This window comes from Salinimonas profundi (assembly GCF_014750655.1).
GTDB lineage: Bacteria > Pseudomonadota > Gammaproteobacteria > Enterobacterales > Alteromonadaceae > Alteromonas > Alteromonas profundi_A.
Map to the genome: position 1 here is coordinate 213,265 of NZ_JABBXD010000005.1, position 24,957 is coordinate 238,221.

The 24,957-nt window shown below is 49.1% G+C and carries 22 protein-coding genes; 13 read left to right on the top strand and 9 right to left on the bottom strand.

Annotated features, from left to right (window positions below; genetic code table 11):
* Positions 1–8: 8 nt before the first annotated feature.
* Positions 9–395: a type IV pilin protein gene (locus HHX48_RS18740; protein ID WP_191025049.1), complete on the top strand. Its 387-nt coding sequence runs from the start codon at positions 9–11 to the stop codon at positions 393–395.
* A 54-nt stretch (positions 396–449) separates the two neighbouring features.
* Here HHX48_RS18740 and HHX48_RS10965 read toward each other — a convergent pair whose 3' ends face one another.
* From HHX48_RS10965 to HHX48_RS10980, 4 genes are all read right to left on the bottom strand, one after another.
* Positions 450–806, bottom strand: a complete 357-nt coding sequence (locus tag HHX48_RS10965) for a hypothetical protein (RefSeq protein WP_223858285.1) — start codon at positions 804–806, stop codon at positions 450–452.
* A gap of 136 nt (positions 807–942) precedes the next feature.
* Complete coding sequence (locus tag HHX48_RS10970; RefSeq protein WP_191025051.1) at positions 943–1,860, bottom strand: SDR family NAD(P)-dependent oxidoreductase; 918 nt, start codon at positions 1,858–1,860, stop codon at positions 943–945.
* On the bottom strand, positions 1,860–2,339 hold the full coding sequence (locus HHX48_RS10975; protein WP_191025053.1) for a MaoC family dehydratase: 480 nt from the start codon (positions 2,337–2,339) through the stop codon (positions 1,860–1,862). Before HHX48_RS10975 ends, HHX48_RS10970 begins: the two co-directional genes overlap by 1 nt.
* Positions 2,340–2,359: 20 nt before the next feature.
* A complete protein-coding gene (locus HHX48_RS10980; protein ID WP_191025054.1) occupies positions 2,360–4,165 on the bottom strand; it encodes an acyl-CoA dehydrogenase in 1,806 nt (601 codons plus the stop codon).
* A gap of 155 nt (positions 4,166–4,320) precedes the next feature.
* Between HHX48_RS10980 and HHX48_RS10985 the strand changes: the two genes are divergently transcribed.
* Complete coding sequence (locus HHX48_RS10985; protein ID WP_191025056.1) at positions 4,321–5,163, top strand: helix-turn-helix domain-containing protein; 843 nt, start codon at positions 4,321–4,323, stop codon at positions 5,161–5,163.
* 27 nt (positions 5,164–5,190) lie between these two features.
* Here the strand turns inward: HHX48_RS10985 and HHX48_RS10990 are convergent, their stop codons facing one another.
* Both HHX48_RS10990 and HHX48_RS10995 read right to left on the bottom strand, forming a co-directional pair.
* Positions 5,191–6,747 carry an AMP-binding protein gene (locus HHX48_RS10990; protein WP_191025058.1) on the bottom strand — a complete coding sequence of 519 codons (1,557 nt, stop codon included), beginning with the start codon at positions 6,745–6,747 and terminating at the stop codon, positions 5,191–5,193.
* Position 6,748: 1 nt separating this feature from the next.
* Complete coding sequence (locus HHX48_RS10995; protein ID WP_191025060.1) at positions 6,749–8,446, bottom strand: acyl-CoA dehydrogenase family protein; 1,698 nt, start codon at positions 8,444–8,446, stop codon at positions 6,749–6,751.
* Between the two features lie 250 nt (positions 8,447–8,696).
* Between HHX48_RS10995 and HHX48_RS11000 the strand changes: the two genes are divergently transcribed.
* From HHX48_RS11000 to cyoE, 8 genes are all read left to right on the top strand, one after another.
* Positions 8,697–9,467, top strand: a complete 771-nt coding sequence (locus HHX48_RS11000; RefSeq protein ID WP_191025062.1) for a hypothetical protein — start codon at positions 8,697–8,699, stop codon at positions 9,465–9,467.
* 147 nt (positions 9,468–9,614) lie between these two features.
* A complete protein-coding gene (locus HHX48_RS11005) occupies positions 9,615–10,925 on the top strand; it encodes a mechanosensitive ion channel family protein (protein ID WP_191025064.1) in 1,311 nt (436 codons plus the stop codon).
* 357 nt (positions 10,926–11,282) lie between these two features.
* On the top strand, positions 11,283–11,699 hold the full coding sequence (locus HHX48_RS11010) for a hypothetical protein (RefSeq protein WP_191025066.1): 417 nt from the start codon (positions 11,283–11,285) through the stop codon (positions 11,697–11,699).
* A 155-nt stretch (positions 11,700–11,854) separates the two neighbouring features.
* A complete protein-coding gene (gene cyoA, locus HHX48_RS11015; RefSeq protein ID WP_191025068.1) occupies positions 11,855–12,805 on the top strand; it encodes a ubiquinol oxidase subunit II in 951 nt (316 codons plus the stop codon).
* A 2-nt stretch (positions 12,806–12,807) separates the two neighbouring features.
* On the top strand, positions 12,808–14,796 hold the full coding sequence (gene cyoB, locus HHX48_RS11020; protein ID WP_191025070.1) for a cytochrome o ubiquinol oxidase subunit I: 1,989 nt from the start codon (positions 12,808–12,810) through the stop codon (positions 14,794–14,796).
* The gene (cyoC, locus tag HHX48_RS11025; protein WP_191025072.1) at positions 14,793–15,428 is read left to right on the top strand and encodes a cytochrome o ubiquinol oxidase subunit III; all 636 of its coding nucleotides are present in this window, start codon (positions 14,793–14,795) and stop codon (positions 15,426–15,428) included. The genes cyoB and cyoC overlap by 4 nt, the downstream gene beginning before the upstream one ends.
* Complete coding sequence (cyoD, locus tag HHX48_RS11030) at positions 15,428–15,784, top strand: cytochrome o ubiquinol oxidase subunit IV (protein ID WP_139755334.1); 357 nt, start codon at positions 15,428–15,430, stop codon at positions 15,782–15,784. The genes cyoC and cyoD overlap by 1 nt, the downstream gene beginning before the upstream one ends.
* Before the next feature lie 51 nt (positions 15,785–15,835).
* Entirely contained in the window at positions 15,836–16,723 is an 888-nt protein-coding gene (cyoE, locus tag HHX48_RS11035) for a heme o synthase (RefSeq protein WP_191025074.1), read from the top strand.
* A 24-nt stretch (positions 16,724–16,747) separates the two neighbouring features.
* Here the strand turns inward: cyoE and HHX48_RS11040 are convergent, their stop codons facing one another.
* Entirely contained in the window at positions 16,748–17,038 is a 291-nt protein-coding gene (locus tag HHX48_RS11040; RefSeq protein ID WP_191025076.1) for a putative quinol monooxygenase, read from the bottom strand.
* An 86-nt stretch (positions 17,039–17,124) separates the two neighbouring features.
* Positions 17,125–18,291, bottom strand: coding sequence for an ROK family transcriptional regulator (locus HHX48_RS11045; protein WP_191025077.1), 1,167 nt, complete (start codon positions 18,289–18,291; stop codon positions 17,125–17,127).
* Positions 18,292–18,449: 158 nt separating this feature from the next.
* Between HHX48_RS11045 and fucP the strand changes: the two genes are divergently transcribed.
* The 3 genes from fucP to HHX48_RS11060 all read left to right on the top strand — a co-directional run bounded on the left by fucP (position 18,450) and on the right by HHX48_RS11060 (position 21,542).
* The gene (fucP, locus tag HHX48_RS11050) at positions 18,450–19,745 is read left to right on the top strand and encodes an L-fucose:H+ symporter permease (protein WP_223858287.1); all 1,296 of its coding nucleotides are present in this window, start codon (positions 18,450–18,452) and stop codon (positions 19,743–19,745) included.
* Positions 19,745–20,704 (top strand): carbohydrate kinase family protein, encoded by a 960-nt coding sequence (locus HHX48_RS11055; RefSeq protein ID WP_191025079.1) that lies wholly within the window; start codon positions 19,745–19,747, stop codon positions 20,702–20,704. The genes fucP and HHX48_RS11055 overlap by 1 nt, the downstream gene beginning before the upstream one ends.
* 283 nt (positions 20,705–20,987) lie before the next feature.
* Positions 20,988–21,542, top strand: coding sequence for a hypothetical protein (locus HHX48_RS11060; protein ID WP_191025081.1), 555 nt, complete (start codon positions 20,988–20,990; stop codon positions 21,540–21,542).
* Positions 21,543–21,604: 62 nt separating this feature from the next.
* Here HHX48_RS11060 and HHX48_RS11065 read toward each other — a convergent pair whose 3' ends face one another.
* Entirely contained in the window at positions 21,605–24,454 is a 2,850-nt protein-coding gene (locus HHX48_RS11065; protein ID WP_191025083.1) for a TonB-dependent receptor domain-containing protein, read from the bottom strand.
* Positions 24,455–24,957: the final 503 nt, after the last annotated feature.

Here is a 24,957-nt window from a genome sequence, read left to right on the forward strand (position 1 = left end):
GTTCACGTATGAAGCACGCAAAGTTCAAAAAACAGGGTGGTGGCTGGACGCTGGTCGAGCTGATGATTGTTGTCGCTATAGCAGGAATTATTGCAACCATTGCGATCCCCAGTTACCAGTCTCATGTCACCAGCGCCAGACGGGCTGAAGCACAAAACGCGTTGTTGCAGCTAAAATTGCAGCAGGAATCCTACAGGCTTGAGAATACCAGCTATGCTGCGACCAGTGAAATTGGTATACCCACTTCTGAATTTTATACCTTCACGGTAAGTAACGTAACAGCCACAACGTATACACTAAACGCCGCAGCAAAAGGTGGGCAATCGGGCGATACGGGATGTACATCGCTAAGTCTTGATCAGTCTATGAATAAGTTACCTGCTGGCTGCTGGTAACCAGACACGGGGCAGATGACAATAGCGCTGGCATTGCCAGCGCCGCATGATGGATTAATCAGCACGGGTATAGGTTAATGTTACACCCATCTGGCCAATTTCCAGGTTGTCCTCGTCATTGATCTCAAACACCTGCTCCTCACCCTCTTTGGCGAAAACCAGATAATTTTTGCCACCACTTTCACGAGTGAAGATTTCATCGACCTGATTACGCTGACCATTTGCTTCGATGTAATCTTCGCCGATGACGAGCGTGCCGCCACCGGTCTGATTAATCAGCTTTTCCAGCATGGCGTTATCTGAGGTTGCTTTCCATGTCCCTTCGTAACCGTGACCGCCACATGCAGATAACAACCCTGCCAATAGCCCGGCAATTACTATTTTCCCTGCTTTCATCATTGTTTCCTTCATTTGTCATTTCCTGCGCAAACAAACCATTGCGCTTATTCTTAGTAAGGAAATCATACAAATCTCAGGGCTGATTGAACAGCATTAATGTGCCCAGAACCGGTGCGGCGCTCCGCTCGAGGGTCAGAACGAACGTGGGTTACCCCTGAGACTGCATAAACGCCATGGCCTTTTTAAGAAATTTTTCGCCCTGCTCGCCACCAGCCTTTAATGCTTTCTGACCATCTGCATTTTCGATAGCCTCAATGTGCGACCGGATGACTTCTGGTTGCTGCTCTGCTTCCGGCAGGAATATCCCGTCAGTCTCCATCATGCGGGCGACGGAGTAGCCACCCACACCTGCACACAAAATCATGCGGTTCGGCGCGTCCTTATCACACAGGGTCAGGGCGCCGGCGGTGACAGCCTCGGTTGTCAGAAGCGCGAAAACCTCCGCCGGCATAATATCCTCAGTCATTCGCGTTCCGGCGGTGGGTGCCAGCGCGTTGACTCTGATGCCATGCTTCGCCCCTTCAAGAACCAGCGTGTTCATCAGTCCAATGACCGCCATTTTGGCCGCACCATAATTGGCCTGACCGAAATTACCATAAAGACCACTTGATGATGTGGTCATCACGATACGCCCGTACTGCTGCTCGCGCATAATATCCCACACAGCTTTGGTACAGTTGACCGACCCCATGACATGCACATCCATCACGGTCTTAAAATCATCAAGGTCCATTTTGGCAAAGGACTTATCACGCAATATGCCGGCGTTATTAATGAGGATATCCACCCGACCCCAGGCGTCCATCGCCTGACTGACCATCTGCTGCACCTGCCCGAAGTCGGCCACATTGGCACCATTGGCTATTGCCTGCCCACCCGCTTCTTTTATCTGCGCGACAACTGCCTCAGCGGCGGCAGATGAACCGCCAGTGCCGTCGCGCGCACCGCCAAAATCGTTAACCACCACCTTTGCGCCTCGCGCGGCCAGTGCTAACGCATGCGTCTTACCTAGTCCGTTGCCGGCACCTGTTACAATGGCAACCTGCCCTTCATATGAAATTGTCATTACCTTTCCTGCTTATTATTGGTGTCAGTGACCTGCACGCCAATCCACTGTGCTATCAGCGCAGGTTTATCACTGCCTTCCAGCTCAATGGTAATGTCATAGGTCACAAAAAACTGGCCCGGTTTGTGTTCATTGACGTCCACCACGGTAGCATGGCAGCGAATGCGGCTGTCTACCTTAACCGGTGTGATAAACCTTACTTTGTTCAACCCATAGTTGATGCCCATCACCGCGCCTTTCACCTGAAGTCCAAAAGACTGCGCAAAATAAGACAGCATGGATAAGCTTAAAAAGCCATGGGCAATGGTACCACCAAACGGGGTTTGCGCCGCTTTATCAGGATCAACATGAATAAACTGATGATCGTGCGTGCAGTCTGCAAAACAATCAATCTGAGACTGAGTGATGGTGAACCAGTCCGTTACGGGTAACGCTTTACCGGCGCTGGCCAGTAAATCATCCTGAGAGACAATCTGCATGATGGGTGAATCTCCTTTGATTAAAACCAGTCAGGTTGCATATCATAATTGGTGGTATCCAGGTTACGCACCAGCGCGGCCCAGTGATTTATTTCCGGCAGTTCGCTGATGAAGAAAAACCGCATCGCCTGGAGTTTACCGTGATAAAAGGCCTCGTCGCTTTCATGGAGATCCTGTTGAACTGCCTTGTGCGCCACCAGTCCCTGCTTTAGCCACATCCAGGCAATCACCACATGACCAAACACGTCCAGGTATTTCACTGAGTTTGAAAACGCCGCATCAATATTCATTGACTGGGATGCCCCCATCACGGCTTGTGTGGTGACATCCAATGTTTCAAGTGCCTGCTCCAACGTTGCGGCATACTCACTGAGCGCTGCAACCGCGCCGGCTTCAGCGATGCTCTTTTTAATTGCGCTGACACAGGCTTTATAACCTGCAAATTGATTGCGGGGAACTTTACGTCCCAGTAAGTCCATGGACTGAATGCCTGTTGTCCCTTCATGGATCGGATTTAACCGGTTTTCGCGATAAAACATTTCCACCGGATGTTCGTTGGTATACCCCGCGCCCCCTAACACCTGAATAGCATAATGATTGGCTTTCAGCCCGTACTCAGACGGCCAGGTTTTAATAATAGGCGTAAGAAAGTCCAACAGCTGATGCGCGTCCTTTCGCTGCTGTACATCAGGGGCCGTTTTTTCATCATCGTGTAACCTGGCACCAAACAGGCACAATGCCAGTGCACCTTCGGCGTAGGCCTTTTGTGCCAGCAGCATCCTTTTTACATCACTGTGCTCAATAATGTTAACCGGCGTGGAATTAGGGTCTTTTTCTGCCAGTAACCTGCCCTGGGGACGCTCTTTGGCGTAGTTCAGCGAATACTGATAGCCGGCCAGCGCCATCACTGCGGCACCGGTACCTACAAAAAGCCGCGCTTCGTTCATCATATGGAACATATAACTGAGCCCCATATTTTCCTCGCCGACCAGATACCCGACAGCGCCGTCTTTCTCACCGAAGCTCAGTGATGTAGAGGTGATCGCGTGACCGCCCATTTTATGAAATAGCCCGGCCAGCGCGACATCATTACGCTCGCCGATGGTGCCATCATCAGTCACCAAAAACTTAGGCACGATGAATAGCGAAATACCTTTGGTTCCCTTGGGTGCGCCCTGCACCCGCGCCAATACCAGGTGCACAATATTGTCAGCCAAATCGTGATCGCCGCCGGAGATATAAATTTTATTGCCGGTAATGCGGTAGCTGCCGTCGTCCTGTCGCACGGCTTTTGTAATCAGATCGGCCAGTCCGGATCCTGCGCCCGGTTCGGTCATTGCCATCGTGCCGGTAAAGCGGCCCGCCCGCATTGGTTTAACCCATTTTTCGATTTGCGCGGCAGTACCGTGCGCTTCAATCAGATTGGCATTGGCGTTGGTCAGGGTGGTGTATCCCATGGTACTCATACCTGCCGCAGTCAAATGTGTGCTCAGCGCACACGCGATGGTAGAGGGTAGCTGCATACCGCCCAAATCAAAGTCAGCAGTCGCCGATGCCAGCCCGGCATCAATCACCGCCTGCATGGCCGTTTTAATCTCCGGGATCAGGTGTGCATCCTTACCATCGTATTCAGGCTTTATCAGATCGGTCTTCTGCCGGATGGGTAACAAATGCTTATCGGCCACATTGATGGCTGTTTCCATGGCAGCATCAAATGTCTCGCGACTATGCTCACTAAAACGCTCCCGCCGGGTCAGCGACTCAGCGTCTAACAATTCGTACAACATGAATGCGATATCACGCTCATTAAGTAACGATGCAGCCATACTTTCCTCATTGCGCCGGTGGCGCGGTTGGTAATCTCAGGTTTAACGCGTGAGCGTATTGTTGCGCTGCCAGACAACAGATAACATGACCTGTCATGTCGGGTAGGTGATTGACTATCTGTACAACCGTTGAAAATCTGCAGCAGGTAATACTGATGACATCCGCTTTTTACGCTGATCCCCCCTCACCGTTTTCCGGGTTGCTTCGCTTCTGGCGCAGCGTTCACCAGATTAGTCAGGAAGAGCTGGCCTTTCGGACCGGCTCGTCAGCCAGACACCTGAGCCGGCTGGAAAATGGTCATGTATCGCCCAGCCTTGAGATGGTCGAAGCTATCGCTGGCGCGCTGGGCATGCTTGAGAGAGACAGTAACCACTTACTTATTGCCGCAGGGTTCAAGGCCCATGGCAAGAAGACCACGTTCTGTGCACCGGATTTGAAATGGTTACGCAAGGCGATGACGCTGACGCTGCGCGCACTCGATCCCCACCCGACCGTGTTAATTGATGGCGCCGGCGATATTCTGATGGTAAATAAAAGCTGGGTGGCGTTTTACAGCCGGTTAGTGGGTAAGCACCACCTTGCCCGTGTTACTAACCATTTCGATTTACTGTTTAGTCTGCACGATGCCACCTCAGGCTCAAAAGCCTATACCGATGCCCTGTGCCTGATATTGATGAGTATTCAGCAGGATGTGTTGCTTACGCAGGATACCGACATGCAGCGTCGACTCAGGCGATTATGCGCGACGCCCGGCTTACCAGATGACTGGGCCAGACGCGCCGCACAACTGGATCCGATGGCCAGCTTTCGGGTTGAACTGCGTGTTGATGATTCGCTTGAGCGATTCTTCAGTGTTAGTCAGACGGTAGGCGCCATGGGGCCGACAGCGTATGTCTCAGAGCCCCGGCTTACCATTAACACGCTTTATCCTGAGACATCCGTATTGCTCTCGCCGGCAGATGCAAACCACAATTCGCACCCGCTGTTACCGGAATAGGCCTCAGAGCCTTTAAGCGTTTGTCATCTAGCGCTTGCGCAGTTCCCGGCGCAAAATTTTGCCCACCGTGGATTTTGGCAACTCTTCAAGCACTTCAATGTGTTTGGGTACCTTGTAATTGGTCAGATGCTCACGACAGAATTCCCGTAATGCGTCTTCTGTCACCGACTCGCTGACTGTGACAAATGCTTTTACCGCCTCACCGGTCTTGTCATCGGCTTCGCCTACCACAGCCGCCTCCATGACGGCCGGGTGTTCGCTAAGTACATCCTCCACTTCGTTGGGAAAGACGTTAAAGCCTGAAACAATAATCATATCCTTCAGTCTGTCGACGATTTTCACATTGCCATTACTTTGAATCAGTCCCATGTCACCGGTTTTAAACCAGCCGTCTATCATCACTTTGCAGGTTTCATCGTCACGTTGCCAGTACCCTTTCATCACCTGCGGGCCTTTTACCACCAGCTCACCGACCTCGCCTTCAGCCACCGGCTTATCATGTTCATCCCAGGCCGCTACCTGTGTTTGCTCCAGCGGCTTACCGACCGTGCCAAGCTCTTCTTCACCAAACACATTAAATGACACCACCGGCGACGTTTCAGACAGACCATAGCCTTCGGTAATGGCACATCCGGTCACGTCTTCCCATAAATGTGCTGCCGAATGTGTGAGTGCCGCGCCGCCGGATAACGTAATTTTCAGGTTACTGAAATCAATGTCTTTAAATCCGGGATGCTGACATAAACCCACAAACAATGTGTTGATGCCGGCAATTCCCTTAAAGGGCAACGCTTTAATCGCATTGACGAAGCTATCCATATCTCGCGGATTGGGTATCAGCAAGTTTGCTTCGCCCATCCCGAACAACCCAATCATATTCACGGTAAATGCATAGATGTGGTACAGCGGCAACGGGCAGACAAACACGCCTTCGCTTTGCTGGCATCGTGCTTCCAGGCGCGCCGCCATTTGTCCGGCGTTTGCCAGTAAGTTACCGTGTGAGAGTACGGCACCTTTAGAGACGCCGGTCGTTCCACCGGTATACTGCAACACGGCAGTGTCATCACGCTGCGCCTGACTGGGTGTGAAATCATTCAGCGTCTCACCCGTGCTCAGCGCCTGCGTGAAGCAATGGTAGGTATCATGAGGTGTCGAGAGCTGTATAAAGTCCGCGGCGCTCGTCACCAATACCTGTTCAATGCCGGTTTCATCACGAATTTGTTCAAGTTTGGGTAATAGGTCGCTAAGAATCACAATGGCTTTTGCGCCGGAATCTGTGAACTGATGACGCATTTCTCTGGGTGTATACAACGGGTTGGTATTGACCACCACCAGCCCAAGTCTGACCGCCGCATACATGGCCACCGGATACTGAATCAGGTTGGGCAACTGAATGACAATACGGTCACCGGCTTTTAACCCCATTTCATGCTCAAAGTAGCGTGCCAGATGCGTCGCGTGTTTATCCAGTTCATCGTACAACATTGACTGGCCCAGACACCGATAAGCCAAACGCCCTTCATAGCGGTTAAACCGGTCATCGATAAATTCGCGTAAATTGGCATAGTTTTCATTAACTGACATTCTATTTTGTCTCCTGATTGTGGGACGTATTTATTTTTGAGCGGTCTGCCGCGGGCATTGCCCGCCGCACAATAGCGCCGGCATCTATGTGCGAGGGCAATGTGCCATACTGATGAAACTGCTGTGGATCAAGGCGCGAACTGACAAAGGCGTGCGCGATCTCTGCCTCTCCGTAAATGATCAATGTGGCCGCCTGCCAGCACAGTGCCAGCATTTCCATTAACCGGCGCGCGTTGACTTCCAGATTGGCGGTATCGGCCATGATTGTCACGGCACTCTCCAGGGCCTGGTCGTACAATGAATAGCGACCTTTTGCCTGGCTGAGTTCTGACAGTAATGCTGCCAGCGTATCAGGCTCACGTTTAAGCACTCTTAACAGGTCCAGACACTGCACATTGCCGGAGCCTTCCCAGATAGCATTGACCGGCGCTTCGCGATACAGTCTGCTGGTTACATTGTCCTGAACATAGCCCACGCCACCGATGCATTCCATGGCCTCATAGGTATGTTGTACAGCCTGCTTGCAAATCCAGTATTTTCCAATTGCCGTAGCGCTTCTGACCAGCGAGGCTTCCTGGGGTTCACTAAGGTTATCCAGCGCCCGGGATATACGGAAACTGATAGCCAGCGCAGCTTCTGACTCCAGCGCCAGATCGGCCAGCACATTCATCATTAGTGGTTGTTCATGCAGCGGCTTACCGAACGCCGCACGTCCAGCGGTATGCCAAATCGCCTCTTTAGTTGCCTGCGCCATAAGGGCCGCAGAACCTAGCATACAATCGTACCGGGTCAGCGCGACCATCTGTATGATGGTATTGATGCCCTTGCCTTCTTCACCCAACAGCCAGCCGTGGGCGTTGCGAAACTCTATCTCTGAACTGGCATTGGACTTATTGCCCAGCTTGTCTTTCAGACGCTGTATGAGTATTGGATTTTTAGTGCCATCTTCGCGCCAGCGGGGTACCAGAAAACACGACAACCGATCATCACACTGCGCCAGGACCAGAAATGCGTCACTCATGGGGGCGCTGCAAAACCATTTATGACCGGTTAGGGTGTAAAGCTGGCCAGGACCGGCATTATCCACAGGCACAGCACGCGTCGTGTTCGCTCTGACATCGCTGCCGCCCTGTTTTTCTGTCATCGCCATACCGATGGTAACGCCCTCTTTTTCATACCAGGGCCGGTTGCTGCCGTCATACACCCCGGATAAGATTTTGGGTAGCCAGCGTCCGGCGACATCGGGTTGAACAGAGATGGCCGGCACAGCGGCGAACGTCATGGTAAGCGGACAACCAGAGCCGGGATCGGCATGGGTGTGCAAATAGGCCATTGCACCGCGTATTACATGCGCGCCGGCTTGTTCTGATGTCCAGGGTAAGCTGCAATGTCCCTGACCGATGGCATGAGCCATAAGCTGATGATAAGCAGGATGGTAAATTACCTCATCGACACGCTGACCAAAGCGATTATGCGGTTCAAACTCCGGCGCATGACGATTGGCCAGAAAGCCGGCTTCCTGTAATGTGTGACCGATATGATGGCCAAACCCGGTCAGGCGATCAACACCTTCTTTGCCACCAAACTGATTGACCCAATACTGCAAAATGCTATCTGCATCAAAGGCATTGTAGTTCGCCAATGGAGCAGGCTGATTAAACACACTGTGCGTATCGTAGTGAAAAACCGGTTGCGCCATAAATCTCCCTGTGTGGTCAGATGTCTTTCTACTCAACCAATTTACCCGACATTAACATGGATTTCACACCTTTTCGTGCAAGCGGTGTTTAGCGAATGCGCGGCTACTCACCACAAGCTGCTTGCCGAGGTGATTCACTAAGTGATTCGTTTTATCTTTGCCGCATACACAGAAAAAATTGTCGTCGGGGACGCTTTTTTACCTAAGAATCTTTATAATCGCCGCCTTTATTCACCATCAGAGTTCCCCCATGTTGCGCGCTTGTTTACTCGTCACGGCCTTTTGTTTTTCATTATCTGCAACTGCCACCACCTGGAGTGAAACGGAATTTCATTTACAGCAGGGCAAGCTGAACCAACCATATGCATCCACACCCGGCACCGACGCAGATACCACCATTGTTACTTTCCAGCATGCCAGTGGCTGGGAATACGGCGGCAACTTTTTATTCTTTGATTACGCCAGGACCGATGATGGCGATGAGCTATATGCAGAGTGGTATCCCTTTTTCAGTAGCAGTACGTTGTTTGACGTAAAGTATGATGGCGCTATCAGTGATATAGGTATGGTCCTGGGCGTCAATGCTGCGCCAGATGCTGATGTACTGAAGTACCTGCCCGGCGTGCAAATCAACTGGAATATCCCGGGCTTTGCCTTTTTCAATACGCTCTTCACAGCCTATATTGATGATAGTAAAGGGTTGGTTTCAGGCGGCGCGCCAACCGAGGATGACAGTTATATGATTGATGCGGCCTGGCGGTATCCAATAAAAACCGGCCAACAGCACTGGTCGGTAGAAGGTCATGCTGAATACATTTCAGGCAGGGACACCGAAATTCCCGGTGTCGCAGCGAAAGACTGGGTGCTGGCGCAGGTACAGCTTCGCTGGGATGCCGGCCACGCGCTATTTGACAAAAAGGACACGGTTTTCGTGGGTATTGAATATCAATACTGGAACAACAAGCTGGGCACCGATGAAGATGAAAGTGTCGCGCAACTGCTAGCCGTGTGGCGGCTTTAAGGCATTATTATTTCGGCTTAGGATCAGTGCCAATAAAAATAAGTTGTTCATAGGGTCACGAATTTTTCTCACACTTTTCCTTTACCTGCGTGTCGCTTCAGGCTACAAACACGCTTTGTCATTCGGTAGTTTAAAGGACAACACGTCATGCCAGTGATTGATAATTGGCTTGCCAACGCAAAGCAGCACGCAGCGCGTGTGCAGGATGCTGTGCTCAGCACAGAGTTTTTATATCAGCTGTTGCTAATTCTTGGAATTTACCTGGTTGCTTATCTGGTTGCCAGTCAGGTACGCAAAGCCGTTCCCTTCATGCGTCGCCCTGAAAGCCAGCGCTTCCACTCGCTACAAATGCTGGGTTATCGGCTGGGAACCATGCTATTTCCCCTGATCACCGTTTTCTTATTGTTGCTTACCACGCGACTGGGAAATTTATTTCAGCTTGATGCCTGGGTGCTGGATGTGGCGCTGGTGCTGGCGGTTCTGATCTTTTTGAATAATTGCATTAAAAGCTTTGTAGCCAATGCCATCATTGCTGCATTCATGCGTTATATTGGTCTGCCCATTGTCTTTTTACACCTTATTGGCGTATTGCCTACCGTCATCGCGGCGCTTGAATCTATCTCCATATCGGTAGGGAATATCGAGCTGTCGGCTTATGGCATTCTGCGGGTGCTGATTTTCGGTGCCTTGCTGTTCTGGCTGGGCCGCGCATCCAATACCGTGGGCAAAGACATTATCCGTAATCAAAAATCACTGGATATTGCCACCAAAGAGGTGTTTGCCAAACTGTTTGAGGTGGCTGTCTTCTGCGTCATCTTTTTACTTTTGCTCAATATTATGGGTATCAACCTGACAGCCCTGGCGGTGTTTGGTGGTGCGTTAGGTGTTGGTCTTGGACTTGGCTTACAAAGTATCGCTTCAAACTTTATATCCGGCATCATCATCTTGCTGGATCGTTCGCTGACCGTAGGCGACTACGTAGAACTGGAGGATGGCAGTAAAGGGTTTGTCCGGGAATTTAAAATGCGCTACGCCATTTTAGAAACCTACGATGGTAAAGATATTCTTGTTCCGAATGAAAAATTCATCAGTGCTCTGCTGATCAACTGGACGCATAAGGATCCGAAGCAGCGCTACCGCATTGATTTTAGCGTGGCCTATGAAACGGATATAAGAGCCATGGTCGAAATTATTAAAGAGGCGGTGGCAGAGCACCCACAGGTATTAAGTGGTGAGGACGTGCCTATTGAGGAGCGACCGGATTGCGAAATCGACAGTTTTGGCGATTCAGGTGTAAATATGTTCGTGGAGTTTTGGATGGAGGGCATTGATGATGGCAGGAACCGTGTCGGCGGCGACCTCTTATTACTGATCTTTGAAACACTTCGCGAGCACAATATCACCATTCCGTTCCCGCAACGTGAGGTGCGTATACTCTCCGACGAACAAACCCGATAATTTTCAGGGGCTGGCTTCCAGCCCCCTGCTTTTGTTCCCTGACCACATGTGACTAAGGTAAACGTCCATCCCGTTTATTTTTTGTGCTACCACATCTGTTTTTAGCGCCTTAATTTTGCTTAATGACAAAATTTAAATGTAGATAATTTAACAACTCATTATAAAAACCGCCTTTATTTTCATTTCAAATCAGTAACTTGAATAATTGTTAATTGATTGTTAATGGTTTAAACCTGATTCTTCACATATTACACAGTAATTCTCATTTTACTTGGTCAGCGATTTTGCTATCCTTTTGCGGCGAATTTTTTAACTGCTGTTTTTTTGTTCAGTTCTCGTATGCAGAGTGAGTGGTAGATGTCCTTTTTGACTTCTTTGATGACAACCCGGAAACAAGCGCAGCTTGGCCAGAAAGCGAGTGCGGTCACGCATTGGCTGTGTAAAGGTGTGGGTGCCGCTTTGTTTATTTCTGCGTTGAACATTGCACTGCTGTTGTGCGGTGCGCTGGCTGACTCTACCGATGTAGTATCGGCAGTGATTGAAAACCCGTTTATTGGCCCTGTGACTGTTGCCTCACTGGGCATGCTGGTAGCGTGCAAAGCAATTTATCGCGCTTTTCGTAATGCTATATTTGGCGACCTGTTTAAATACGCACCGGCGCGTCGCGCGGGTGTCATATCCAGTAAGTCTTCGCTTACTCATACCGAATTTGCCGTAAGTCAACGTGTTCGTTTATCGCATGGCTCACGCGCGCCCCCTTTAAGTTTCACTTAGCATTTTGACCTGTTGACGGTTGACACTGTCAGCAAGCCGAAAGGCGGGTGAACTTAAACTAGCTGGGAACTACCTTAAGGTACTTCCCGAATCTGAGCGTCGTCCTGTCACCGGGGCGGCAGGATAGTAAACCTCTGGGTTGTAGGAAAATTCCTTTGCTTATTCGTAACCTTTGTACAATTGCTCTTACCGCCGTCGTGCTGACACTAGCAGGTTGTAGTGGCGGAGTACTCGACCCGAAAGGACAGGTTGGTGTTGAAGAAAAGTGGCTGATCATTATCTGTACACTTTTAATGCTGATTGTTGTTCTTCCGGTTATCGTGTTGACTCTCTACTTCGCCTGGAAGTATCGCGCCAGTCGGGATTTTGAAGTTTATACACCTAAATGGGCTCATTCGACGAAAATCGAAGCAGCGGTCTGGTCTATTCCAGTACTGATTATCGTTGTTCTGGGCGTTATCACGTGGAAATCCACTCACGCATTAGACCCTTACAAGCCGCTTGAAGGCAAAGGCGAACATATGACCGTGGAAGTGGTTTCATTGAACTGGAAGTGGCTGTTTATTTATCCTGAACAGGGTATCGCAACAGTTAATGAGCTTGTATTCCCGGCCGACAAGCCGGTGGCGTTCAAGATCACCTCTGAAGGTACGATGAATTCGTTCTTCATTCCTCAATTAGGTAGTCAGATTTATTCAATGGCCGGTATGGAAACCAAGCTACACCTGATTGCTGATGAGCCGGGTACTTACGAAGGTTTCTCAGCAAACTACAGTGGTAAAGGCTTTACCGGAATGAGCTTTGACGCGATTGCTACACCAACCAACGAAGATTTCGATGCGTGGGTGGAAAAAGTAAAACGCGAAGGTGGCGAGCTTGATTCAGCCTCTTACGAAGCACTGACTGAACCGACTGAATTTCACCCGGTGGAATACTTTGCTGATGTGAAGGATGGCTTGTTCCACGACATCATCATGAAGTTCATGAAGGACCACGGTGAAATGAACTACTACAGCAAACCTGAAAATGCGGTCCAGGGGCAGCACGAAGCAGCGCAACATAACGCGCAGCATATAGGCGCTCATGAAACAGAGGCCGAGGAGTAATCATGTCTTTGTTAGGTAAATTATCTATCGAAGCCGTCCCGTATCATGATCCGATTATCATGAGTACGTTGACGGTGGTGGCAATTCTGGGTGTGGTTATTGCCGGCCTGGTCACCAAATACAAGAAGTGGGGCGTTCTTTGGAACGACTGGATCACTTCTATTGACCATAAACGCTTAGGCGTTATGTATATCATTCTTGCACTTATCATGCTGCTGCGTGGCTTTGCCGACGCTATCATGATGCGGTCGCAACTGGCGCTTGCTACAAACGGATCTGAGGGCTATCTGCCCCCTGAACATTACGACCAGATCTTCACCGCTCACGGTGTCATTATGATCATCTTCATGGCCATGCCGTTCATGGTCGGCCTGATGAACATCATACTGCCGCTGCAAATTGGTGCGCGTGATGTGGCATTCCCGTTCTTGAACAACCTGAGCTTCTGGCTGACAGCCGGTGGTGCGATTCTGATCAACCTGTCTCTTGGTTTGGGTGAATTTGCCAAAACCGGTTGGGTTGCCTATCCGCCGCTTTCTGGTCTGGACTACAGTCCGGGGGTGGGTGTTGACTACTACATATGGGCCTTGCAGATATCCGGACTCGGTACGCTACTGACGGCAGTTAACTTCCTGGTTACTGTTGCTAAGATGCGTGCACCGGGTATGAAACTGATGCAAATGCCTATTTTCACCTGGACATGTACCTGGGGTAACATCCTGATTGCTGCGTCGTTCCCTATTCTGACTGCAGTACTGGCCATGCTGACACTTGATCGTTACATGGATTTCCACTTCTTCACTAATGAAGCCGGTGGTAACTCTATGATGTACATCAACCTGTTCTGGGCGTGGGGTCACCCTGAAGTTTATATTCTGGTTCTGCCAGCATTCGGTATTTTCTCAGAAATCATCTCTACCTTTACCGGTAAGCGTTTGTTTGGCTATAAATCTATGGTTTATGCCAGTGGTGCTATTGCGATTCTTGGCTTCGTGGTGTGGTTGCACCATTTCTTCACCATGGGTTCCAGTGCCAACGTCAACGCCTTCTTCGGGATAATGACGATGATTATCGCGGTGCCGACGGGTGTGAAACTGTTTAACTGGATTTTCACACTGTATCGCGGCCGCTTGCACATCACTACGCCGGTGCTTTGGACATTAGGCTTTATGGTGACATTCACCATTGGTGGTATGACCGGCGTGCTGCTGGCTATCCCTGGTGCTGACTATGTGCTGCATAACAGTCTGTTCCTGATTGCTCACTTCCATAACACAATCATTGGTGGTGCAGTATTTGGCTATCTGGCTGGCTTCTCCTACTGGTTCCCGAAAGCTATTGGCTTCAAGCTGGACGAGAAGTGGGGTAAAGCAGCGTTCTGGTGCTGGCAAATCGGCTTCCTGCTTGCGTTTATGCCACTATACGTACTGGGCTTCCTGGGTATGACTCGTCGCCTGAACTCAACAGATAACCCAGATTGGAATATCTGGCTTTACATTGCTGCCTTTGGCGCAGTGGTTATCGCCTTCGGTATTCTGTCTCAGGTCATCCAGTTGGTTGTGAGCTTCATGAAGCGTGAAGAGCTGGATGATAAAACTGGCGATCCGTGGAATGGACACACGCTTGAGTGGTCAACCGCGTCACCGCCTCAGTTTTACAACTTTGCTAAAATCCCGCATGTCAAAGACATTGATACATGGACTGACATGAAAGAAGAAGGTGAAGCTTATAAGCGCTACGAAAGCTATGAGCCAATCCATATGCCGAAGAATACGTCTGCCGGTGTCACGATGAGTGCCAGCCTGACTATCTTCTGCTTCGCAATGATTTGGCATATCTGGTGGCTGGCAGTAGTTGGTCTGGTCAGTGCTATCGGTTTCTTCATCAAGCGCTGCTATACCAAAGACGTGGATTACTACGTGCAGCCTGACGAGATTAAGAAAATCGAGGATGAACATTTGAAAAATGCGCCAAAAGAGGTAACAGCATGAGTTCAATTCCATCAAGCTTAAACCCGAACAGTGATGTGGGAGGTCATGGCGACGGCCATGACCACGAACATCACGATACTGGCGGGAATACCATTTTTGGTTTCTGGCTGTATTTGATGACTGACTGTTTGTTGTTTGCATCGTTTTTTGCAACCTACGCAGTGCTTTATATGAACACCGCTGGCGGTGTGTCTGGTGCAGATATATTCGAGCTGGACTTTGTTGCTGTGGAAACCGCAGCCCTGCTGTTAAGCAGTATTACGTTTGGCTTCGCGATGATAGCTGCGCATGCACAGAAGAAGGCCCTGACGCTGACTTGGTTGGGTGTCACCTTTGCCTTTGGTGCTACGTTCATCGGGATGGAAATCTATGAATTCCATCATCTTATCGTAAATGGTAACGGACCAGGCGAAAGCGCGTTCTTAACCGCGTTTTTCTCACTGGTTGGTTTACACGGTATGCACGTTAGTGCCGGCCTTATCTGGATGACCATTATGATCATCGAGGTGCTTCGTCGCGGTTTGGGCAATCAGACAGTTACTCGTCTGAGCTGCCTGAGCCTGTTCTGGCACTTCCTTGATATTGTCTGGATTTGTGTATTTACCGTTGTGTATCTGATGGGAGCAATGTAATGAGTCACAGTCATTCGCATTCCACCACCCCCGGCCAGGCTGAAGCACATTCAGCCGACCACGGTGATGTTAAATCGTATGTTATTGGCTTCGTACTGTCTGTCATTCTTACCGCTATCCCTTTTTGGGCAGTGATGGAAGGTGACCTGTCGAAATCAACAACAATCTGGACAGTTGTAGTTACTGCAGTGGTTCAGCTGTGGGTACACCTGAAGTTCTTCCTTCATTTGAACTTTGTTACTGAAGACGGACGTGCAAGTACGTTCTCGTTCCTTTTCAGTGCATTGGTTATTGTGATGATCGTGGGACTGTCCATTTGGATTATTTACGAATCCAACGCGATGATGATGTACTAGCCCTCGGGCTGGTACATTATTTGTGCAGAAGTATCTGGAGAAACTGAATAGATGTTCCGACGTTATTTACAAGTGACCAAGCCCGGTATCATCATGGGCAATCTTATCTCTGTTGCCGGCGGCTTTTTACTGGCCTCACGCGGCGACGTTGACGGATTGCTGATGATTGCGACCATCATCGGGTTGTCGCTGGTTGTGGCATCCGGCTGTGCAATTAATAACTGCATTGACCGGGATATTGATGCCAGAATGCAGCGTACCAAAACCCGTGTCACGGTAACTGGCGAGATGTCGCTTAAAGCAGCATTAGCACATGGGGTGGTATTAGGAATTGCCGGATTTGCATTACTGGCTATATTCACTAATGCCGTCGCTGTATTTTTTGCTGCGCTGGGATACGTGGTTTATGTAGGTATCTACAGCTTGTATATGAAACGGAATTCAGTTTACGGCACGCTCGTGGGCAGCCTTTCCGGCGCCGTCCCGCCAGTTGTGGGTTACTGCGCGGTCACGGCACAATTCGATGCAGGCGCGGCAATTTTGTTGCTAATGTTCAGCCTGTGGCAAATGCCCCACTCGTATGCTATCGCTATATTTCGGTACAAAGATTATGAGGCTGCCAATATACCGGTACTACCGGTAGAAAAAGGCATTGAGCGCGCCAAGCTGCATATAGTGCTTTACATTGCCGTGTATGCATTGGTGACGATGCTGTTACCGTTAGGCGGCTACACTGGCCTTGGCTTTATGGCAGTAGCAGCAACCACCAGCATTTGGTGGTTGGTGATGGCATTACGTGGTTACCGCAGCGATGTGGATGTTAATGGCTGGGCCCGTCAGGTCTTCGGGTTTTCCATTCTTAACATTACTATTCTGAGCGTTGCTATGGCGGTGGATTATCACACCGTTGCGCCTCAACTGTTCGTATTTAGTTTATAAAAAAGGCTCCCTCGGGAGCCTTTTTTAATCCTCCACGACCTCAAACTTTCGAATCTCCGTATTCTCGACAATGTCTTCTGCCTGCGCCGTAAAGCGATTAAAGTGCCCGGCATTGAAATGCGCTTCCAGGGCCTCATCGCTTTCCCATAGCTCGCTTAAAATCAGTTCAACCTGCTTACCCACTTTGCGTTGCAGTAAATCATAACGCTGACACCCGTCTTCCTGTCTGGAATGAAACTGCAGCGTTTTTAGCGCACTGATGAGATGCTCTTCATTATCCTCAGTACAGTGCAACGTCGCGATAACCGCGATCATGATTGCCTCCTTACCAGTAATAGTTAATCTACACAGGTTTATACGGCTGGCTGCGCTTTACGATTGCTAACGGGAGTGTCTTTTTCTTAATCGTAGGATGACAGATAATAACGGGCTATCAGAGGCAGGTTGGCACTGCCAAGTAGCTGCGCCTGATCTCCAAGGCTACCGCTATAAAACACTGGCTTTTTCACGCCGCGCCAATCACCGCTATCCAGACTCGCTGCGATCCGTTCCACAATCAACGCTTTGAAATAAGGTGCCATGCTACCATCGATGATTATATTGCCCGCATCGTGGATAGCCTGGGCGATAATGCTGGCCTGCACAAGCGCCTGGGTAGCGTCATCCAGCCAGTTATCCACCTTTTTACGTATCTCAGGTGGCAGTGCATGAATATCAGATTGCAGGGTTTCCCAGTCTGTTTGTCGTAAGTCCTTGCGTAATTGATTCAGCGATGCAAATTCAAGTAATTGGCCGACCTTCCCGTTGACACTTACAGGAAGCGAGCCCAGCGCGCCCGCATTGCCGGTGCGTCCTTCAATCACCTGCCCATTGAGGACAATTCCCCCGCCGATAAAGGCACCAATATGAAAGTAGGTAAAGCTGTCTTTGACAGGCAGTTTGCCAAACAGTAACTCCGCCGAGCATGCGGCAGTATCATCATTACACAAATAGACAGGCAGCTGGCAACGCTCTGCCATCGCCACCTTGATATCAAAATCGCGCCAGTGCTCAAGCTCACTATCAGATGCTGAAGATTGCGGCCACTGCCACAACGCGAACGGCATTACAATGCCCATGCCGGCTACGCGTTCCCTGCCGCTTTCAGGCAAACACGAGTAAAGCAAGGCAAGGTTGTTTTCAACAAAATCCAGCACCCCGCCGGGTGTGGGCGCCGTCACGGGCTGTTCAATGCAATGCCGTACGTTTCCGCAAAAATCGATGATTGTCAGGACCAGGCGCTGGCGGCCAATCTTCAGACCAATAGAAAACGCACCGTGGGGATCCAAGCTGAATGGCACCCGGGGCTGGCCCTTGCTGCCTTTTACAGGCTGACCGGCTTGTAACAGGCCGGCCTCTTCAAGCCGATTGATGATAATTGTGGCAGATTGCGCGGAAAGCCCTGTTTTGCGGGCAATCTCAGCTTTAGGTAATGGCCCGTTTGTCCTGATGAGCGTGAGCACGTAGCGCTCATTGGCGTGACGAATCCGGCTTTGACCTTTTGCAATTTCCCTTATCGTTTCAAACATCAATAATGTGTCCTGAATATACTTCTACTGGCTATGTGGAGCAGCGCAAACAAATAACCGGACTCCGTATAATTTTTTAAGTAAACAAAGTTGATTTAATAATTCAATTTTTACATACTGGCGGCAAATTGTTAACAGTTAAACGAAGGCTGGCTGATTTGAACAACACCGCCCCCGCCCTGATCCCTGCCGGTAACAGAATTCAGTTTATTCTGCTTGCTCTGTGTTTTGCAGCATGGGGAACGGCTGCCAACATGACTGATCCGCTGGTCAGCGTATTTAGCAAAACATTCAGCATGAGCGCATTACAGTCTGCACTTGTGCAGTTTTCCTATTATGGCGCTTACTTCTGTCTGGCTATTCCGGCCGCGCTGATTAACAAAGTATTTTCGTTTAAAACGGGAATGTTAATGGGTCTGGGAATGGCCTGCACGGGTGCCTTTCTTTTTTATCCAGCCAGTCAGGCCATGACTTACGGGTATTTTCTGGCTGCCTTGTTCATTTTAGCTGGCGGGCTATCTATTCTAGAAACGTCGGCCAACCCCTATGTAATGAAACTGGGCAGCGAAGCAACCGCTACCCGAAGACTGAATCTGGCCCAGGCGTTTAACCCTCTGGGTACGAATCTGGGCGTATTTCTGGCGGCGACGCTAATTCTGCCAAACTTAAGCAGTGCCAATGCAGCAGCCAGAGCGACAATGAATCAGATGCAACTTAATGAGGTGGTAAGTGCCGAGCTTAATGCAGTAATGACCCCCTATGTAGGAATGGCGGGATTTCTGGCATTACTCTGGATTGCATTTGCTCTGTGCCGACCAGGCGTGTCATCAGCGCATAGTGAAAAAGCGCTAGTGACAGAAAGTATGGGCCGTCTGCTACGCCTGCCACATTATCGCTTTGGCGTCGCTGCCCAGTTTTTTAATGTTGGTGCGCAAACCTGCATGTGGACGTTTACAATTCAATATGTGATGAAAGCACTTTCAGCAGATGAAGTTACCGGCGGTCACGTACTGCAGTACAGCATGATCCTGTTTCTGATTTCACGATTTGTTATGACCTGGCTGATGGGACGGTATTCCCCATCCCGCCTTCTGGCTCTGATGAGTGCTACCGCCATTGCACTATGTCTTGTTGTTATCATGAGTCTGAATGTGACTGGAGTTATTGCATTGATTTTAGTGTCTGGTTGTCTCTCACTCATGTTTCCCACAATTTATGCGCTATCCTTACACGGACTGGGTGATGATGCGAAGCTTGGTGCTGCCGGTCTGGTGATGGCTATTCTCGGAGGCGCTCTGTTTCCAATGTTGCAAGCGTATGTAATGGATACTTCGGGTGTCGGAACATCGTTTATCATCCCCGCGGGGTGCTTTGCATTTATTACTACTTACGCCTGCTACATCATTAAAACGCAGGGCAACGTTTCGGTAACCCACAATGAAAAGAGGACGTGATGCAAATACTATGTTTAGGTGAAGTACTAGTTGATATGCTGGGTCAAGACGTAGAACAAAACGGTGAATCCAGCCGTATGTTCCGTCCTTATGCCGGTGGCGCCCCTGCCAATGTTGCCGTCGCTGTGGCAAAACTTGGCGGCAGCAGTGCTCTGATATCTAAAGTAGGTAACGACAGCTTCGGTAAAATGCTGGTGACGACACTAAAAAGCTACGAGGTAGATGACCGGTTTATTGCCACCAGTGAAGGAAAAACAGCGCTGGCCTTTGTTGACCTGGATGAACAGGGAGAGCGAACCTTCGATTTCTATGTGGAAAATGCTGCCCATAAGGATATTACAAATGACGATGTCGAGAATGTAGCGCTGGATCAGCAGACGCTTCTTCACCTTTGTTCGGGCTCTTTTTCGACCGCTGGTCTGCGTACATCAACCACCACATTGATTCAGCGCGCGCACTCCTGCGATGCCCCGCTGTGCATGGACATCAATTTTCGTCCGGGATTTTGGCAGGATCCGACCCAGGCGCCGGCGATCATTGATAACGCAGCCAGACAAATGAATATCATCAAAGCCAGCCACGAAGAGCTTGAGGCTCTGTATGGTGAGCATGCCAGCGATAAAGTGCAGCAATGGCATGAGGCCGGCGTGGCCCTCATTCTTATCACAGATGGCGGACAGCCAGTCTCCTACATCAGTACTGCCTCATCCGGCAGCTTCGCCGTACCAGCCACATCCGTCAAAGATACCACTGCGGCTGGCGATGCATTTATAGGTGGGCTTCTGTATCAGCTTGCAGCATCGGTTTCTGGCGGCGCGCAGCTGGAAACGTTTTTAAGCGATAATGACAATATTGTGATGTTACTGGATGTGGCTACCCGTTGTGGCGCTGTCGCAGTATCCCGGTTTGGCGCATTTGATGCCCTCCCCTCACGCGCAGACATTATCAGTACCGACTAACCCTTTTTTACTTACTTCCGGTGCAAAACTGCAACATCGTGCACCGGATAAACATCTGCCATTTTAATCTTTCAGCTTCGGGCGCACAGTTTTTTGCGTCTCCTCGCGTCGACCCATCCCCTATACCATCTGGCCTGACGTACTGTTTCTTTTACTAAGTAAGAATACGTAGACGCGTGTAAAAACATTTTTGCATACCCTTTGCATACAGTTGCAGCAGACAATTTTTTCGTATCTGTTTTTTGTAGTAAAGCAGCGTTTTGTAAAAGAATCAGGATGACATATGGCGTCTTACAAGGGTAAAAATATCGATTTTATAGTGGCAACTGACGAGGATGACGAAGGAGCATTATCCAGGGTATCGGCAATATCTTCCTCTTTTCCTATGGCAAAGATTATTGTCGTTGATAGCTCAGGTGATGCCCACAAGTCTCAGTCCCGTTTACGTGAAACCCTGTCATTGCTTGGTAAAAAAGCACACTATGTAGCTTGCGACAAACAATGCCGTTATACCTGTTATCAAAAAGCACTGGATTGCCTGGAAGGTGATTATGTCGCCTTTCGCACAGATAACGGTATGATAGATGAAGCGTTAACTGCGCTTGGTTTTGGTGAAGGATTTGAAGAAGATATCCTTATTACCCACCCGGCGATTCGCGTTACAGCTGAAAATCAGAACACCCCAGCAGAAACCATTGAGGCGATGCTGTTTAAGCGCACATTCGTAGAGCAGACAAATGCATTTGCCAATCCGGATAGTTTTGATGAAAAATCATTTATCACCAAGGCATTGCGCGCTGCAAACTGGCGCATGGAGCCGTCTTTCAGAGCAGCATAAGTCACTCAGACAGCCAATAAAAAAGCCGGCGTTTTGCCGGCTTTTTTGCATTTGGATGAAAATTACATCTTATAGCTGATTGTCACATAGCCAAAGCGACCAATGTTGTCGTAAGCTGCGTCGCCGCTTCCCGTGCCGGTGGTTCCCAGCGGTAGGGCGCGATTAAACAGATTATCGACTCCGACTGATGCACTAATGCCGTTTTTAAAGTTGTAACCCACTGTCACGTCAGTAATCGCGTAGGACGCATAGGTCATACGGCTGCTTGGGTTAGGGTTCAGTGCCAGAGCCTGATTATCGTAAAGATTCACTTCATCGATAAAGCGTGTTTTCCAGCTCGCTTCCCAGTCACCGCGATCATAGTTCAGGCTGAATGTTCCCTGCCATGTGGCTTCACCATCCGTGCCTGCATACTGATAAAAGTCTTCAGGATCATCCTGGAAGGGGAACTCTTTACGCTCATCCAGATAAGTGGCAATGATGTTGGTGCGAAATGCGCCGCCCAGTGCATCAAAGTCATAGCCGAATTCAAAATCCACACCTTCAGCTTCCTGACCGGCAAGGTTCAGTGCATAACTGCGGATTAACGTCACCTCACCCACATCGTTGCGGGTAATGAGATTACAGTATTCATTGTTAATCCCATTCTGCGAATCGACACAGCGATTAAGAATAGTTTGCGCACCCACTGTTGAGATAGCATCAGTCAGCTCGATCTTCCAGTAATCCACCGTTGCCGTGAATCCTTCAAACCACGCTGGTGTATACACCAGGCCTAATGTCTCCGACGTTGATTGCTCAGCACCCAGCTCGCGGTTTCCGCCCGTTTCACCTTCCAGCGTCTGAGAGTCATAGTTGGAGTTAAATCCGGCAGGAATGCCTAACGCTGCACAATTGGTGCGTCGTTGTTCACTGTCTTCCAGTTCTGCCAGATTAACCTCGCGACATGGATCATCGACTCTGAAGAAAGTTTGGCTTGCTTCACCAAACAGCTCTCCGATGTTAGGCGCACGCAGCGCTGATGAACGGGTTGCACGCATACGAAGATCGTCGACAATTTCCCAGTCCAGACCCAGCTTCCAGCTGGTCGCATTGCCGATAGACGTGTAATCTGCAATACGGATGGCACCATCCACTGTCATCATATTGATGCCAGGCAGATCAGCCAGTACAGGGACTGTCAACTCGGTGAAAACTTCTGATACCTCATAATATCCGCGATCTTCACCCAGCGCGTTAAAGAAAGTGCCCGCAGCATTTTCCGGTTCGTTAATCTGGCTTTCTTCTTTGCGGTATTCAACACCGGCAGCGAAGCCAACATACCCGGCTGGTAGCTCATAAATGCCTGAATTAGACACTGAGCCGCCCACGTTATATTGTTCAATTTTGCTGGTACCGACAGACGTAGTATTGATGTAATCAATAGCTGCATCGCTTGGCGCTCCGAAGCCCATGATATTGACAGGGACACATCCGGCTGCGCGTGCATCTTCGTCAGCACACACAATCTGACCATCTACTTCAACGGCGTTAAGCGCATTAAAGTAATTTGCCATGATCATGTTATTGCTGTTAGCGCGCTCAAGCTCAGTCTTACCATAATTGATAAACGCCTCGTATTCCCAGTAGTCATTGAAGACACCTTCTACGCCAAGAACAATACGGGTTGTTTCACGTTCATCATTTTCAGTGCGTCGGCCCAGATCGGTCATCATGCGATTGACCATGATGCTGTCGAGGCCCTGCTCGTCCATGTATTGCGCTACGGAATCATCCAGAAAGGCATTTTCACGACTGATAGTATTTTGCGGGTCGAAGAAGAAAAACGCAGGTTGTCCCAGGCTTTCTGCGCGGGTCCGTGCATATTTTGCCTGCGCATAAATCTGCGTGCTGTCGTTAAGATCGTAGTTACCCTTAATATTAAAGTTTGTACGATCGAAGGCCGGTTGTAAGTCAGTAAACTGTCGCAGATTGAAAAAATCACACGGCCCGGCGCAGGAGAGTTCGTCGACACTGTCGCCTAAATACACCTCTTTGAGCGAACCATCACTGTTAAACGTTTTATCGTAACCCGCACCAAAAACACCTTTATTGTTCAGCGCGTAATAGCCGGCATTGGGGGTGTAGATGTTGTCCGGATAATCCAGTGAGTTAAGCTGTTCTTCGGTCCGTTCCTGACCAAAAATGCTGGCATAGCTCATGTTGCGATATGAGGTGGCAGTCCAGGGATTATCCAGCGCATTCAGGCGGTTCTGACTGCTGTATTCAGCGGCGACGGCAATATTGCCGCGGTCATTGTCAAAATTCAGACCATAGGACGCCTGATATTTTTCATTTTTATAATCATTATCGTTGGCGTAGCCGCGGGTCGCGCTAATATCAAAGCCTTCAATATTCTTCTTAAGAACGAAGTTAACGACACCCGTTACCGCGTCAGCGCCATACACCGCTGATGCGCCACCGGTAATAATTTCTACGCGCTCTATCCAGGATGTTGGAATAGTATTGGTATCTACAGACGCGGTCCCAGCCGAGCTTGAAACGTGGCGTTTACCGTCAACCAGCACCAGCGTGCGATCAGTTCCCATCCCACGCAGATCCAGAATATTAAGCCCTGCAGTGCCAATATACTGGCCCGAGTTTGCCAGAGAATAGGTGTTCGCCAGCGCAGGTAATTCGTTAAGCACTTCACCGATATTCATGGCACCGGTATTTAACAGTGACTCACCGCTTAATACGGTGACCGGAGATGGCGCGATGGCGCCCTGACGTGAAATTCTTGAACCTGTGACCTGAATTTTTTCAACCGCAGCATCCTGCTGCGCAGTGTCCTGTTGTGCAAAGGCAACACCTGTCGACAGTGCAACACTGCCGACCATTGCCATTTGCACAGCATAAGCAATTTTTTTCATCTTCAATTCCTAAAGTTTTATTAATTTTTCCACAAAGACTTATGCAGAATTCTTTATTTCTTATTATTTAAAGGCAGACACATTTTAATGATTATTAGATATAAAACTCAACAAATTATACTTTTTTGAATGAAAAACATCCGTAAACATTAATTTAATCGAAATTTATTATTTAAGAAAATCTAATTTGCTCAACGAATAATCAATACGTTTTACTGAATTTAAAAAAGCTCGTCAGCCCAGCATAAACGTACCGCAACGGTAAGACACATGGCGTTTTCAAAAAAGCTTAAAAGTTACTAAAACGGCAATAAAAATTGAGTATTAATAAGAAAATAATAAGAGAAACCCTATGAACTAATTACAAATACAATGAACTTTATTCAGTTAACATTATGTTAAAAGTGTAATTGGAATTTTTAAATTAATACAAAAGCATTAGTTTTGATAATTTTTTAATCAAGACTTGTTTGTTTTTAAATCAGAATTAGCGGGCATACATT

What these genes read in the sequence shown, in the direction of transcription:
- HHX48_RS10965 (WP_223858285.1), bottom strand. Translation starts at nt 806, where the DNA reads ATGAAGGAAACAATGATGAAAGCAGGGAAAATAGTAATTGCCGGGCTA.
- cyoD (WP_139755334.1), top strand. Translation starts at nt 15,428, where the DNA reads ATGAGTCACAGTCATTCGCATTCCACCACCCCCGGCCAGGCTGAAGCA.
- cyoE (WP_191025074.1), top strand. Translation starts at nt 15,836, where the DNA reads ATGTTCCGACGTTATTTACAAGTGACCAAGCCCGGTATCATCATGGGC.
- HHX48_RS11040 (WP_191025076.1), bottom strand. Translation starts at nt 17,038, where the DNA reads ATGATCGCGGTTATCGCGACGTTGCACTGTACTGAGGATAATGAAGAG.
- HHX48_RS11005 (WP_191025064.1), top strand. Translation starts at nt 9,615, where the DNA reads ATGCCAGTGATTGATAATTGGCTTGCCAACGCAAAGCAGCACGCAGCG.
- cyoB (WP_191025070.1), top strand. Translation starts at nt 12,808, where the DNA reads ATGTCTTTGTTAGGTAAATTATCTATCGAAGCCGTCCCGTATCATGAT.
- HHX48_RS11010 (WP_191025066.1), top strand. Translation starts at nt 11,283, where the DNA reads ATGTCCTTTTTGACTTCTTTGATGACAACCCGGAAACAAGCGCAGCTT.
- HHX48_RS11060 (WP_191025081.1), top strand. Translation starts at nt 20,988, where the DNA reads ATGGCGTCTTACAAGGGTAAAAATATCGATTTTATAGTGGCAACTGAC.
- HHX48_RS10985 (WP_191025056.1), top strand. Translation starts at nt 4,321, where the DNA reads ATGACATCCGCTTTTTACGCTGATCCCCCCTCACCGTTTTCCGGGTTG.
- HHX48_RS10975 (WP_191025053.1), bottom strand. Translation starts at nt 2,339, where the DNA reads ATGCAGATTGTCTCTCAGGATGATTTACTGGCCAGCGCCGGTAAAGCG.
- cyoC (WP_191025072.1), top strand. Translation starts at nt 14,793, where the DNA reads ATGAGTTCAATTCCATCAAGCTTAAACCCGAACAGTGATGTGGGAGGT.
- HHX48_RS10995 (WP_191025060.1), bottom strand. Translation starts at nt 8,446, where the DNA reads ATGGCGCAACCGGTTTTTCACTACGATACGCACAGTGTGTTTAATCAG.
- HHX48_RS10990 (WP_191025058.1), bottom strand. Translation starts at nt 6,747, where the DNA reads ATGTCAGTTAATGAAAACTATGCCAATTTACGCGAATTTATCGATGAC.
- HHX48_RS11065 (WP_191025083.1), bottom strand. Translation starts at nt 24,454, where the DNA reads ATGAAAAAAATTGCTTATGCTGTGCAAATGGCAATGGTCGGCAGTGTT.
- HHX48_RS10970 (WP_191025051.1), bottom strand. Translation starts at nt 1,860, where the DNA reads ATGACAATTTCATATGAAGGGCAGGTTGCCATTGTAACAGGTGCCGGC.
- HHX48_RS10980 (WP_191025054.1), bottom strand. Translation starts at nt 4,165, where the DNA reads ATGGCTGCATCGTTACTTAATGAGCGTGATATCGCATTCATGTTGTAC.
- HHX48_RS11000 (WP_191025062.1), top strand. Translation starts at nt 8,697, where the DNA reads ATGTTGCGCGCTTGTTTACTCGTCACGGCCTTTTGTTTTTCATTATCT.
- HHX48_RS11055 (WP_191025079.1), top strand. Translation starts at nt 19,745, where the DNA reads ATGCAAATACTATGTTTAGGTGAAGTACTAGTTGATATGCTGGGTCAA.
- HHX48_RS11045 (WP_191025077.1), bottom strand. Translation starts at nt 18,291, where the DNA reads ATGTTTGAAACGATAAGGGAAATTGCAAAAGGTCAAAGCCGGATTCGT.
- HHX48_RS18740 (WP_191025049.1), top strand. Translation starts at nt 9, where the DNA reads ATGAAGCACGCAAAGTTCAAAAAACAGGGTGGTGGCTGGACGCTGGTC.